This is a genomic window from Neobacillus terrae (assembly GCF_011393025.1).
Taxonomy (GTDB): Bacteria; Bacillota; Bacilli; order Bacillales; family Cytobacillaceae; genus Neobacillus_A; species Neobacillus_A terrae.
This window is the reverse complement of record NZ_JAAOEO010000016.1, coordinates 13,771-27,074: the sequence shown is the minus strand read 5'-3', so window position 1 is coordinate 27,074 and position 13,304 is coordinate 13,771. Positions and strand designations below refer to the sequence as shown.

Here is a 13,304-nt window from a genome sequence, read left to right as displayed (position 1 = left end):
CATCCCTGCTTTTTGGTTATGGTTTGAGGACAAGCCAGAGTGAAAGACTTTTATATATGGTCGGACCGTAGCTTTTGTCCTTCATAGTTCGGAGGAAACGCAAAGAAGACCCCCGAATCCGAAGGTTCTTTTTAACTAAATACATTTATACCTGAATCGTTAGTACACACATATCGTCCGGCTGATTGCCGTGAAGCTCTTTAGGCAATACATAGTCAATTGGATTGGATTCCTTGAGATTTGCCCATTCAGCAGAGGCTGATTCTTTGAGGAGCAGCAGACCATCCTCTCCATTCTCTTCAAGTGCTTCCATTACTCCATCCGTATAAAGAAGAAGCTGAACATGTTCCTTATAATGGATAACCGTCTTTTTAACGTCCATTTCCGGGAAAAAACCAACAGCACAGGTGCCTGTAGAAAGATTATGTACATCCTGATTGTCAATTAGTATGTAGCCTGGAGGATGCCCTGCGTTAACATACTCCACTGTTTTTTTACTTATGTTGATAATTAGATAAATAGCTGTAAAGTAGTAATGCATAGAAGAATCTTTTCGATTGATCTGGGCCATCCAGCGATTTAATTCCTTAATGACTGCTTCAGGGTCAACATGGATTCGGATGGCGTCCCGCAAAACCGAGTTGATAAACATACATACAAGGGAAGCGGAAATTCCATGGCCCATCATATCCAACAGAATAATTCCATATTGATCATCGTTGATTTTATACCAGTAATACATGTCGCCCGCCAATTTATTGGCAGGCAGGTGGGAGGCCTTTATTATTAGATTTTCCTTCAATACCGGTTCGCTCAGCAAGCTCGTCTGAACCTTCATGGATAAATCCAATTCTTTCCGGATTTTTTCTTCCTGTTCTTTATGCCAGTCTTTTTCATATTTCAGTCTAAGAGCTACCCTTATACGAGCCAGTAATTCAACCTTATTTATTGGTTTCATTATGTAGTCAATTCCGCCAACATCAAGAGCCTCTACGACCTTGTTAGTATCTTCGAGTGCCGTTACAAAGATAACAGGTATATCACGAAGATGCGGTATTTTCTGAAGTCTCCTGCATGCTTCGATACCATCAATTTCTGGCATCATAATATCCATTAGAATGACATCGGTTTGCACAGGTTCTGGATATTTGCTGTCAATCTGCAAGTAATCAAAAAGTTCCTGTGCAGAAGTAAGAGATATGTAATCCTGGTATCCTGCCCTGTGAAGAATTTTCTCAATCAGGTACAGGTTAACATGGTTGTCGTCTACAATAACTATCGACATTTTGCTTCTCCTCATCTTTTTCTATAACCTTTTAATCTATTATATCTTTTTTAAAAGAATAAAGAGATTAAAGTGCCTTTCTATTAATACCCTCCACGAAAGTAAATAAACCTATTAAAACTGCTAGTGGAAAAAACTTAACTCACCACCTGGAATAGAAATGCTTCAAAAATCTTAATAAAATGTTCACAGGGAATTATCGGTTTCTGCGTTAAAATAGAGACTGTAGCAAGCTTTGTGATAGTATTCACAAACGTGGGCTTACTCACCATAATATAGTTTCCAATATCCAGAGAGAGGCGAACAAAAGTGAGTGGATTGTCATTGAGTGCGTTATTGATCAGATTTATTCTCGGAGGAACTGCTGTAATTGCTTCAACAATAATTTCGCGTAAGCTGGGGGATAGGGCAGGTGGAATTTTTGCCGCTTTTCCTGCCGTATTTTTGGCAGCACTCTTAACAAACGGTCTGGATTTTCATGGACAAGAACTTATTTCTCATTCGATTCTGTTGTCAAAGGGAGCCATATTTGGAATGGCTATAAATATTGGTGTAGCGATTTTAGCTGGTTACCTGCTGCCTCGTCAGGGATGGAAGCGCGGTTTAACTGAGGCAATGGTGTGTTGGTTTGTTGTATCAATGGTTGTTGTAATGATTACATCTAATTATGAAAGCAAAGGTGGACTTCATGAAAAAAAATGATTTATTACTTCGATTTTTATTGGGGGGTTCAGCAGTAGCCTTAAGCTATCTCGTAACCGTTATCTCTCCATGGAAAATACTTGGCGGTATCTTCGCAGCCTTTCCGGCAGTAATGCTCACAGCCGTTTTAATGATGGGCATTTCCTCTGGTTCTAAAAAAGCAGCAAATATTGCTACAGGTTCCGTTTTTGGAATGATCGGAGGTATTGTGTGTGTGGCCACAGTTCTTCTGGTTCTCCAGGCAAGCGGAAACTGGATGTTTAGTATTATATCAGGAGTTATTTTATGGCTTGGCAGTTCTTTCGCCATTTCTGAAATGAAAGAACACACAAAGAAAAGAAGTTTGAGTCGAGCTTAAAGATACAATAGAGACTGTTATGTCGGGGAATAACTCCCTGAAGGAGCAGTCTTTTTTGGTAGCCACTATTGTTGAGTGAATCTGCGGTACTTTTCCGGAAAAGGGGCTGGCAAGAGCACGGATCGAGTACGAGAGGAGGCTTGCCAGTTCATCAGTTGAAAGGGGGCGGCAGTTCACTCATTTTGTTCATAAAGTACCATTGAAAGGCACCCAGAAAACAACTGAGGGGCTCGAATATTTTTTTGAAGATGAGAATTGGAGGAAGCAGCACGATGTTACTAGAGAAAAAAGAAAAGTGGCAGAAAACAATAAAAAGCCAAGACACAGGAGAAAACCGGGTGGCTTTATTTTTTTCAAAGCTGGTTGAAAAAAGGGTATATAAGTTGGAACAGCTTAAAACCACCCTTAAGGAAAACATCGAACAAAGATTAAATATTTACCAAAAGATTGAAGGAATTTCACTCTGGAAAGTAAACAGAAAGCTGAACCGTCTTGCTGTAAAAGGAATTCCAAAGGATGTCTTAAAAGAGGGGAAATATATCATACAGCTTCCCGATAAGGAATATGCGTCAGCTTCATCCTCACATCAAGTCCAATATATTGAAAAAACCATTAATGCTCTTGAGGGATTTGAAAATCTCCGCCTCAGCCATTTTTACAGCTATACGCCAAAATACGTGGAAAAAAAGGTGTTTGGTGCTGTAACGAGACAGCTTGAGATCGAAATAAACTAAAAAAACTCCGGTTCTGCCGGAGTTTCAGTTTGTCGACAAAAGGGGGTTCGGAATGCTTTATTCCGAACCCCCTTTTTGATTTTATTGAAATTTCCTATTGGAATATATCACTCTATTTAACTGATTCAATGGCGTTACTGGATCACGCCATGTCCAATTGGATATCTCATAGTAATTACCAATGATCCTAAATTAGTATATTTATCAACAATTATAACACACAGAGGTAATACCTTTTGATCCCATTCTACTTGTCCAAAAAAATATTTTCATAGTCTGCAACTGCTCCTTATCAGAATCCCATCTTACTATCTATGCTCACAGTGAAAATACAATAAAGTTTTTTTACAGGATGGATTTTTTGCACTTTATACAGCATGCTGAATATTTATGTATTAACGGAAAACGAATAGAAAAAACGAGCTGACCCTCTTAGGATAAAAGGCAAAATAAAGTGTTCAGAATCCTGCGGGTGGAAAAATAAAATTAGTATTTTTTTAATTTTTTATATTTTATTATTTGTATATTAATCCATTAATATGTATAATTATCAACATAGTAAAAATGAATCCATTGGAGTTGAATTGAATGAAGGCGTCAATAGTGGGGGCAACTGGCTACAGCGGGCTGGAACTTATCCGGCTCCTGCATAATCATCCCAATGTGGAGATCCATTCAGTTGTCTCAGGCACCAGTGAAGGAGCAGATATCTCTGAGATTTATCCCCATTTATCCGGCTTGGGAATTCCGAGGCTATCAAAATTAAATGCAGATGAAACGGATGTGGTTTTTTATGCAACACCATCCGGCATTAGCAAAAACGAAGTACCCAAGCTTTTAGTCAAAGATGTTAAAATTATTGATTTATCGGGTGACTTTCGGCTCAAATCACCAGAACTATATGAAGAATGGTATGGAAAGTCTCCAGCACAAATGGAGCATTTAAACCAGGCGGTTTATGGGCTGAGTGAATTTTACAGAGAGACAATCTCTAACAGTCGCTTTATTGCTAATCCTGGTTGTTATCCAACTGCAACGCTTCTGGGGATTACTCCATTGCTGAAGCAGGGATGGATTGAACCTGATTCCATTATTATTGATGGAAAATCCGGTGTTTCAGGAGCTGGGAGGGGATTATCCCAGACCACCCACTACCCGGAGACGAACGAAAACCTATCAGCCTATAAACTTGGCAAACACCAGCATATACCAGAAATTGAACAGGTTTTATCTGAACAGGTAAACAAACCGGTCCAAGTTACCTTTAGTACTCATCTCGTCCCGATGACAAGGGGAATTATGTGCACCATATACGCCAAAATGGCAAAAAGCTTCATACAGGATCAAATTGAAGCATTATACCGGGACTTTTATGAAACAAGTCCTTTTGTAAGAATCCGTGAGGGGGGAACCTACCCATCTACAAAACAGGTTTACGGTTCTAATTTTTGTGACATCGGGTTTGCGATTAATCAGCGAACCAATCAAATTATGGTAGTTTCCGTGATTGATAATGTCGTAAAAGGTGCAGCCGGGCAGGCTGTTCAGAACTTGAACCTGATGATGGGATGGAATGAAACTGAAGGACTAAATATGACGCCTGTTTTTCCATAAACAAGGCAAATTTTTAATATGACGTTGGAGGGGACAAAGTTGGGAGAAATTATTGCGCAGGAGTTGGGCGTATTTACTGAAATACAAGGAGGAAGCGTCACTTCTCCTCGTGGATTTAAAGGAGGCGGCCTGCATTGCGGGCTTAAAAGAAAGCGCCTTGATCTCGGCTGGATCTTCTCGGAAGTGCCGGCTTCAGCAGCAGGGGTATACACGACTAACCTATTCCAGGCTGCACCACTAATCGTTACACAGGAAAGTGTTGCTAAGGAAAATAAAGTACAGGCGATTCTTGTCAACTCCGGAAATGCCAATGCGTGTACGGGGGATCAAGGAATGGAAAATGCCCGCACTATGCAAAGCCAATTTGCTGAGGTGTTAGGGATTACCCCTCATTATGTGGCTGTTACTTCAACAGGGGTAATTGGGGAACAGCTTCCTATTGAAAAAATTATAAAAGGAATCAACCAAATAGATGCTTCCATCGGACAGCCGGGAAATTTCGAACAGGCGATTTTAACAACAGATACAACCGAAAAACAAATAGCAGTAAAGGTCATCATTGATGGAAAAGAGGTTATCATAGGCGGTGCTGCCAAGGGGTCGGGTATGATACATCCAAATATGGCTACAATGCTGGGATTTATCACTACTGATGCTGCTGTTACTGCTGAGGCTTTAAGCATGGCATTAAAGGCAACAACGAACCAAACCTTTAATATGATTACAGTTGATGGTGATACAAGTACAAATGATATGGTGCTTGCTCTGGCAAATGGCCTTGCGGAAAATTCACCATTAACACCTGAACATAAGGATTGGCAGGTGTTCCTGGATGGATTCTCCTATGTATCGCGTGAACTGGCGAAAATGATTGCCCGTGACGGCGAAGGCGCTACCAAGCTGATTGAAGTAGAGGCTATCGGATGTCCTGATAAGGAAACCGCCACAGCAATAAGTAAAACTATCGTAGGATCCAGCCTTGTAAAAACGGCCGTTTTCGGAAGTGATGCCAACTGGGGAAGGATTATATGTGCAGTCGGCTACAGTGGCAAAAAGCTTGATCCTTCAAAAATTTCTGCCAATATCGGACCGATTACAGTTGTTGAAAACGGACTTCCATATCCATTTAGTGAAGAAGAAGCGAAAGCTTATCTTGATAATGAAGTAATTAAAATCAGTGTTAATTTAAATCAGGGTCTCGAATCTGCCGTGGCTTGGGGCTGCGACTTGACATATGACTATGTCCGTATTAACGCCTCGTACAGGACGTAAGGAGGGACCTGGCGAATGGAATACTTAGTTATTAAGGCAGGCGGCAGTGTTATAGACGATGTTTCTCCTACCTTTTACCAGGAACTGGCTGAAATCCAATCTGAAGGCCGGTATCAGCCTATTATTGTTCATGGCGGAGGTAAATTAATTACCCGTTTGCTTGGCCAATTGGATATACCAACTACCTTTGTAAACGGTCTTAGAGTAACGACAGTAGAAATGCTGGATGTAATCGAGATGGCTTTAAGCGGTTCTGTAAATAAAATGATCTGCAGGAGCATTCAGTCATCAGGGGGCCGGGCAGTTGGCATAAGCGGTATAGACGGCGGGCTGATCCAAGGAGAACAAATCAGTGAAGAGCTGGGATATACTGGTTCACCGAAAAAAATAACTGAAGATTTGCTTATTGATCTTTGCGGGAAAGGTTATATTCCGGTTGTTTCTCCTGTGGGACAGAACGCTTCAGGGCAGCGCCTTAACATTAATGCAGATACTGCGGCGGCAGCTATCGCTTCAGCATTAAAATGCCCTTTGCTGTTAATGAGCGATATACCTGGTATTTATAGTGATGAAGCTGGAGAAAGGAAAATTTTATCCGCTGTTTCTACCACTCAGGCAGATATGCTGATAGGAGACGGAACCATTACCGGAGGCATGATTCCAAAGGTAAACGGTGCCAGGGAAGCATTAATAAACGGAGTAAAAGAAGTACTCATTTTCAGCGGAAAAGCAGAAAAGGCGATTTCCGCCTACTGTAAAGGACAAAAAATTGGAACAAAAATATATTTAAGTGAGGAGTTATTGCATGCCTAATTCACTGCTTAAAACAAGTGCTGTAATGAACACTTATTCCAGATTTCCACTTACCCTGGTTAAAGGAAAAGGAAGCTTCGTCTGGGATGATAAAGGAGAAAAGTATCTCGATTTTACTTCAGGTATAGCGGTTTGTAATTTGGGGCATGTGCCTGATGCCGTTTACGGAAAAGTACAGGATCAGCTTCAAAGCCTTTGGCATTGCTCCAATTTGTATCATATACCGGCACAGGAAAAGCTTGCAGAATTATTAATTCAGAACAGCTTTGGAGGCCAGGTGTTTTTTTGCAATAGCGGGGCTGAGGCGAATGAGGCTTTGATTAAGCTAGCCAGAAAACATGGAGCAGAAAAGGGAGGAAGCAATAAAATTGCAACCTTTAAACAATCCTTCCACGGACGTACGCTTGCTACTCTGTCAGCCACTGGCCAGGAAAAAATCCAGGCCGGCTTCTCAGCTTTAACAAATGACTTCATTTATTTGGAGTTTAATAGCGAAGAAGCTTTGCAGCAATTAAAGGAACTAGATACTTCCGCAGTTTTGCTTGAGCTTGTTCAGGGTGAGGGCGGTGTCGTCCCTGCTGATCAGGAATGGGTGAATAAGCTGGCAGAAATCTGTAGCGAAAAAGAAATGCTCCTGATGATTGACGAGGTACAGACAGGCATGGGCCGGACAGGAACTTTATTCGCTTTTCAGCAATACGGAATAAAGCCTGACGCAGTATCTCTGGCAAAAGGATTAGGGTCAGGATTTCCTATTGGAGCGATTATTGCTTCGACTGAAGCAGCTAAGGTACTTGGGCCAGGCACACACGGCAGTACATTTGGAGGAAATCCGCTGTCAGCAACAGCAGGTCTTGCAACCCTGGAATATATGGTTCAAAATAATGCGGCTGAAGCAGCACAGAACCTCGGTAATTATTTACTCGAAAAACTGGCTGAATTAAAAAGCAAGCATATCCAAATTAAAGATGTAAGAGGAAAAGGGCTGCTTTTGGGATTAGTAATGGATACAGAGGCGGGGCCACTTGTAAATAGATTAAGAGAGGAAGAAAAGGTGCTTGCTCTGACTGCGGGTCCGAATGTATTGCGGATTCTTCCGCCTTTGACCGCTTCAAAAGAAGAATGTGATCAGTTTATTAAATCATTAGGAAATATTTTAGCAGAAGCCTAAGGAAGGGGAAAACAATGGATAAAGGGTATCTCATCTTGGAGAACGGCGACATATATGAAGGAAGCTTTATCGGAAAGGCAGGTGAAGCTTGCGGCGAGGTGGTGTTTAACACCAGTATGACAGGCTACCAAGAGATCGTTTCCGATCCTTCCTATGCAGGCCAGATTGTGGTGTTTTGCTATCCAATGATCGGGAATTACGGGATGAATTCCTTTGATTTCGAAGCTGACACCCTGCATTTATCTGGGGTAATCATTGGTGAACATTGTGATGAACCTAGCCATTTTCAGGCCAATCAATCATTCTCTGACCAATTGCGCCATTTCGGAGTGGCCGGCCTGGCGGGGATAGATACCCGAAGCCTTACGAAAAAAATCCGCAAACACGGAACGTTGAAGGGTTGGATATCGGATAAAAGCTTCGCAGGCAAAAAGCAGGAATGGATTACTGATTTTTCAAGCAGTCAGGTTCCAAGGGTTTCTGTTAAGGAGCCGGAAGTACATGGGAATAAGGGACCCCACGTTGTCCTGGTTGATTATGGTTATAAAAGGTCCATCCTTGACTCACTTCTTGAAGAAGGCTGCAGGGTAACGGTAGTCCCTTATAACTACACCTACCAGCAAATCAGCGCCCTCAATCCAGATGCCTTATTACTAAGTAATGGCCCTGGGGATCCAATGGCACTCGCACCACTTTTTCCTGAGATTAAGAAAATGGCAGAGGCCTTACCTACTCTTGGAATTTGTCTGGGCCATCAGCTAATAGCCCTCGCCTTTGGAGGTAAAACTGAAAAGATGAAATTTGGTCACAGGGGAGCCAACCATCCTGTAAAGGAGCTTGAAACCGGCAAGGTGTGGATTACTTCTCAGAACCATGGCTATGAAGTTATCGAGCATACCATTGATCAGGAAACCTTTGATATTGCCTATAAAAATGTAAATGACAACACTGTGGAGGGGCTTAAACATAAAACGCTGTCGCTTCAGACAGTCCAGTTTCACCCTGAGGCCAATGCAGGCCCAAATGACACAGCTCATATTTTTAAAAAATTTGTCCAGCAGCTTGCGGAAACAGGAGAAATGCAAAATGCCTAGATTGAAAGAAATTAAGAAAGTGTTAGTAATAGGTGCAGGTCCTATTGTTATTGGCCAGGCCGCTGAGTTTGACTATGCAGGAACGCAGGCATGCCTTGCCCTCAAGGAGGAAGGCCTTGAGGTAGTTCTGGTAAATAATAATCCCGCTACGATCATGACCGATTCTGCAGTAGCTGACAAAGTGTATATGGAGCCTTTGACTGTTGAAAGCATAGAGGCGGTTATAAAAAAAGAAATGCCAGATGGATTAATTGGAACCCTGGGAGGACAGACAGGATTAAACTTAACAGTCCAGCTTTACCAGGCAGGGATTTTAGAAAAGTACGGAGTTAAAATTCTTGGCACATCTGTTGCTTCGATTCAAAAAGGGGAAGACCGGGAGCTTTTTAAACAATTGATGATTGAATTAAATGAGCCAATTCCTGATTCCCTATCTATCAGTACGGTTGAGGAAGGTTTAGATTTTGCCAGGGAAACAGGCTTCCCGCTAATCAGCCGTCCTGCTTTTACGCTCGGTGGTGAAGGCGGAGGATTTGCCAATAGCGAGGAAGAACTAGTTCCTCTTTTGAAAAAGGGTTTATCCTTAAGCCCTATTGGCCAGGTTTTGCTGGAGAGAAGTATCAAAGGCTGGAAGGAAGTAGAGTACGAGGTAATGAGAGATGCAAACGATACATGTATTATTGTTTGCAATATGGAGAATCTTGATCCGGTTGGTGTTCATACCGGCGATTCCATTGTTGTGGCACCATCTCAAACATTATCTGACACTCAATACCAGATGCTAAGGGATTCCTCTTTAAAAATTATTCGCGCACTTGGTGTCATCGGCGGCTGTAATATTCAGTTCGCGCTCAATCCTGAATCCAATCAGTACTGCATTATTGAAGTAAATCCAAGGGTGAGCCGTTCATCGGCACTCGCCTCGAAAGCGACAGGTTATCCAATTGCAAGGATTGCTGCAAAATGTGCCATTGGCTTTCATCTTGATGAGATTGTGAACCCTATAACAGGAAATACATTTGCTTCCTTTGAACCGGCAATTGACTATATTGTTGTCAAACTTCCAAGGTTTCCATTTGATAAATTCCCTGAAGCAGACAGGACGCTTGGAACTCAGATGAAGGCAACAGGTGAAGCGATGGCTATTGACCGTACCTTTGAAGGAGCCTTAAATAAGGCAATCCGTTCTTTAAACACATCCTTCTTCAGCCTGACAGGCAACCGTTTTGGCGAAACGGCATATGAAGAATTGGCTGAATCGATTAAAACCGCCACGGACGAACGGCTTTACCAAATCGCCGAGTTGTTTTATAGAGGAACGGATATCGAGACTATTCAAAAGATCACTGCCATTGATATGTGGTTTCTCGCTAAAATTAAAAAACTGACAGATTTTGAAAAAGAGCTTCGATCCTATAAAACACTGGAAGAGATTCCTCAGGATGTGGCAATTTGGGCAAAGAAAAACCAAATTAGCGATAAATTTTTTGCTAGCATTTTTAATAAGAAGGAAAAAGAGGTGCGCGATCACTGGGAGAGCCTCGGTTTCCAGCCGGTTTATAAGCAGGTCGATACTTGTGCCGCTGAGTTTGAGGCAATCACGCCTTACTATTATTCTACTTATCATGGTGAAGATGAACTGGAACTGGATTCTAGCAAACCAAAGGTTCTTGTAATTGGTTCCGGACCCATCCGCATCGGCCAGGGAATTGAGTTTGACTACTGTTCCGTCCATGCCGCGCTTGCCCTTAAAAAGAAAGGCTATGAGGCAATTGTTATCAATAACAACCCAGAAACAGTAAGTACTGATTATACGGTTGCGGACCGATTATATTTTGAACCGCTTGCTGCAGAAGATATCCTCCAGGTTATCAAGCGAGAGCAAATTAAAGAGGTGCTGATTCAATTTGGTGGCCAGACGGCAATAAATGTCGCTCAAGCCCTCCATGAAGAAGGACTGACAATCCTGGGAACAAGCATGGACTGCATCGATGCTGCAGAAGACAGGGAACAGTTTTATCAGCTCTTAAACGATCTAGATATCCCTCATATTGAAGGGGAAATAGTCGAAACCGCTGCGGTGATCGATAGTGCCGCTGCTCGGCTCGGTTATCCTTTACTTGTACGCCCTTCATACGTAATCGGCGGACAGTCAATGTTTATTTTAAATAATGATGATGACTTAGCTAATTATAAAAAGATTTTTTTACAGCAGGCAGACGAAGGAATTTGGCCGCTGTTGATGGACCGCTACTATCCTGGGCTTGAATGTGAAGTCGATGTTATCAGTGACGGGAAAGATATTGTTATTCCGGGAATCATGGAGCATATTGAAAAAGCTGGAGTCCATTCCGGTGATAGCATTGCTGTATTTCCTCCTTTAACCCTTAGTGAAGAAATAAAGAAAACGCTGGTTGAATATTCGGGACGAATTGCCTGCGGCCTTCCAGTAGTTGGCCTGATGAATATTCAATTTGTCATTTTTAACGACACCGTTTATGTATTAGAGGTCAATCCAAGAGCCTCCAGAACGACGCCGATCATGAGCAAAGTAACCGGAATCCCAATGATTGAATGGGCGGTCCGCTGCCAGTTGGGCGAAAAGCTTGGAGAAATCACACACCGACTCGGACTTTTAAATGAGCCTTCCTATACAGTCGTAAAGCAGCCAGTTTTTTCAGATAAAAAACTAAAGGATGTCGACCATATCCTCGGACCAGAAATGAAGTCGACCGGTGAATTAATCGGAATTGGAATGACCTTTGACGAAGCATATAAAAAAGGGGCAAAGAAATCAGGTCAATCAGGAGCAATTTTATGTTCCATTACCGATAGAGCCAAAACCGAGGCACTTCCATTAATCAAGGAATTAGCTGAACAGGGAAAACAGCTGATGGCAACTCCGAAAACGGCACAATTTTTAAAAAGCCATGGTGTTCACGCTGGAGAAGTTTCCAGCCTGGCAGAAACAGAACAACTCTTAAAAGATAAAGAGATTTCGGCAGTTCTTAACATTCCGACCCAAGGACGAAACAGCCAGACTCTCGGCTTCCAGATGAGGTCCATGGCAACTAGGTATCAGGTTGCATGCTTTACAAATCTTGAAACCTTCCAAAGCTTTATCCGATGCCCAGAGGCGCTGGAAGCAGAATGTCTGGAAATCAATGAATATCTAAAAATGAATCAATCGCTCGTATAGAAAGGGGCAGGAGAATGACTTACACTTTAAAAATGCAAAACGAGAAAGTGCCTAAATTTAAAAATAAAAACTTCTTAACACTAAATGATTTTTCTACGGAAGAAATTCTCTATATGCTTGATGAGGCAAAAGAATTAAAACAGATGCAGAAGGCAGGAAAGCAGCACTCCTTCCTGCAGGGAAAAGTGTTGGGGATGATATTTGAAAAATCCTCAACCAGAACCCGTGTCTCCTTTGAAGTGGGAATGCTGCAGCTTGGAGGCCACGCTATTTTTCTAAGCTCCCGCGACATCCAATTGGGACGTGGTGAAACAGTAGGAGATACCGCAAAGGTTCTTTCCCGATATGTAGATGGCATTATGATCCGGACATTTGAACATTCAAAAATTGAAGAGCTGGCGAATCATGCGGATGTTCCGATTATTAACGGATTGACTGATGACCATCATCCCACACAGGTAATGGCCGACCTGCTGACCATTCTTGAACACAAAGGAAAGCTGGAAGGACTGAAGGTTTGCTATGTAGGTGACGGAAATAACATGGCACACTCCTTGATCGAAGGTGCTGTAAAGGTTGGCATGAAAATTGCTGTTGCGAGCCCGGAAGGCTACGCAGCGAATGAAATGATTGTCCAGCGTGCGAAAAAGGAAGCGGCAAAAACAGGCGGAGAAGTTATTCTGACCAATGACCCTGCTGAAGCAGCAAGTGATGCCGATGTGATCATCACAGATGTTTGGGCAAGCATGGGCCAGGAAGAAGAACAGCAGGAGAGAATGAAAATCTTTACCCCATACCAGGTGAATGAAAAGCTCTGCAGCTATGCGAAAAAGGACTATTTGTTCCTTCATTGTCTGCCGGCACACCGTGGGGAAGAAGTGACAGCTGAAATCCTTGACGGCAAGCATTCTGTTGTTTTCGACGAAGCTGAAAACCGGCTGCATGCACAAAAGGCAATCATGAAACTGTTAATGGGATAAAAAATGGGACTGCTGGTGCGCAGTCCCTGTTGTTTTGATCAAATTCAGAAAAATTACAGCCCGAAGAGTCGGGAAACAGGCA

Annotated in this window: 11 protein-coding genes; 10 read left to right on the top strand and 1 reads right to left on the bottom strand. The window is 42.4% G+C overall.

Annotated elements, in window-relative coordinates; translation table 11 throughout:
• Positions 1 to 145: 145 nt before the first annotated feature.
• Positions 146 to 1,285 carry a fused response regulator/phosphatase gene (locus G8761_RS19065; protein WP_166029559.1) on the bottom strand — a complete coding sequence of 380 codons (1,140 nt, stop codon included), beginning with the start codon at positions 1,283 to 1,285 and terminating at the stop codon, positions 146 to 148.
• A 324-nt stretch (positions 1,286 to 1,609) separates the two neighbouring features.
• Here G8761_RS19065 and G8761_RS19060 point away from each other — a divergent pair, with 324 nt between their 5' ends.
• From G8761_RS19060 to argF, 10 genes are all read left to right on the top strand, one after another.
• Positions 1,610 to 1,987 (top strand): DUF3147 family protein, encoded by a 378-nt coding sequence (locus G8761_RS19060; protein ID WP_166029558.1) that lies wholly within the window; start codon positions 1,610 to 1,612, stop codon positions 1,985 to 1,987.
• Positions 1,974 to 2,345 carry a DUF3147 family protein gene (locus G8761_RS19055; protein WP_166029557.1) on the top strand — a complete coding sequence of 124 codons (372 nt, stop codon included), beginning with the start codon at positions 1,974 to 1,976 and terminating at the stop codon, positions 2,343 to 2,345. The genes G8761_RS19060 and G8761_RS19055 overlap by 14 nt, the downstream gene beginning before the upstream one ends.
• A 272-nt stretch (positions 2,346 to 2,617) precedes the next feature.
• Positions 2,618 to 3,079 carry a hypothetical protein gene (locus G8761_RS19050; RefSeq protein WP_166029556.1) on the top strand — a complete coding sequence of 154 codons (462 nt, stop codon included), beginning with the start codon at positions 2,618 to 2,620 and terminating at the stop codon, positions 3,077 to 3,079.
• Between the two features lie 588 nt (positions 3,080 to 3,667).
• Positions 3,668 to 4,693, top strand: a complete 1,026-nt coding sequence (argC, locus tag G8761_RS19045) for an N-acetyl-gamma-glutamyl-phosphate reductase (protein WP_166029555.1) — start codon at positions 3,668 to 3,670, stop codon at positions 4,691 to 4,693.
• A gap of 39 nt (positions 4,694 to 4,732) precedes the next feature.
• Positions 4,733 to 5,965, top strand: a complete 1,233-nt coding sequence (argJ, locus tag G8761_RS19040; RefSeq protein WP_243450088.1) for a bifunctional ornithine acetyltransferase/N-acetylglutamate synthase — start codon at positions 4,733 to 4,735, stop codon at positions 5,963 to 5,965.
• A 15-nt stretch (positions 5,966 to 5,980) separates the two neighbouring features.
• The gene (gene argB / locus G8761_RS19035) at positions 5,981 to 6,778 is read left to right on the top strand and encodes an acetylglutamate kinase (protein WP_166029553.1); all 798 of its coding nucleotides are present in this window, start codon (positions 5,981 to 5,983) and stop codon (positions 6,776 to 6,778) included.
• Positions 6,771 to 7,949 (top strand): aspartate aminotransferase family protein, encoded by a 1,179-nt coding sequence (locus G8761_RS19030; RefSeq protein WP_166029552.1) that lies wholly within the window; start codon positions 6,771 to 6,773, stop codon positions 7,947 to 7,949. Before argB ends, G8761_RS19030 begins: the two co-directional genes overlap by 8 nt.
• 14 nt (positions 7,950 to 7,963) lie before the next feature.
• On the top strand, positions 7,964 to 9,043 hold the full coding sequence (locus G8761_RS19025; RefSeq protein ID WP_166029551.1) for a carbamoyl phosphate synthase small subunit: 1,080 nt from the start codon (positions 7,964 to 7,966) through the stop codon (positions 9,041 to 9,043).
• Positions 9,036 to 12,242 carry a carbamoyl-phosphate synthase (glutamine-hydrolyzing) large subunit gene (gene carB / locus G8761_RS19020; RefSeq protein WP_166029550.1) on the top strand — a complete coding sequence of 1,069 codons (3,207 nt, stop codon included), beginning with the start codon at positions 9,036 to 9,038 and terminating at the stop codon, positions 12,240 to 12,242. Before G8761_RS19025 ends, carB begins: the two co-directional genes overlap by 8 nt.
• Before the next feature lie 14 nt (positions 12,243 to 12,256).
• Entirely contained in the window at positions 12,257 to 13,222 is a 966-nt protein-coding gene (gene argF, locus G8761_RS19015; RefSeq protein WP_166029549.1) for an ornithine carbamoyltransferase, read from the top strand.
• Positions 13,223 to 13,304: the final 82 nt, after the last annotated feature.

Bases quoted from the DNA above. Each gene is read 5' to 3' on its own strand.
- G8761_RS19065 (WP_166029559.1), bottom strand. From the start codon at position 1,285: ATGTCGATAGTTATTGTAGACGACAACCATGTTAACCTGTACCTGATT.
- G8761_RS19055 (WP_166029557.1), top strand. From the start codon at position 1,974: ATGAAAAAAAATGATTTATTACTTCGATTTTTATTGGGGGGTTCAGCA.
- G8761_RS19050 (WP_166029556.1), top strand. From the start codon at position 2,618: ATGTTACTAGAGAAAAAAGAAAAGTGGCAGAAAACAATAAAAAGCCAA.
- argC (WP_166029555.1), top strand. From the start codon at position 3,668: ATGAAGGCGTCAATAGTGGGGGCAACTGGCTACAGCGGGCTGGAACTT.
- argB (WP_166029553.1), top strand. From the start codon at position 5,981: ATGGAATACTTAGTTATTAAGGCAGGCGGCAGTGTTATAGACGATGTT.
- G8761_RS19030 (WP_166029552.1), top strand. From the start codon at position 6,771: ATGCCTAATTCACTGCTTAAAACAAGTGCTGTAATGAACACTTATTCC.
- G8761_RS19025 (WP_166029551.1), top strand. From the start codon at position 7,964: ATGGATAAAGGGTATCTCATCTTGGAGAACGGCGACATATATGAAGGA.
- carB (WP_166029550.1), top strand. From the start codon at position 9,036: ATGCCTAGATTGAAAGAAATTAAGAAAGTGTTAGTAATAGGTGCAGGT.
- argF (WP_166029549.1), top strand. From the start codon at position 12,257: ATGACTTACACTTTAAAAATGCAAAACGAGAAAGTGCCTAAATTTAAA.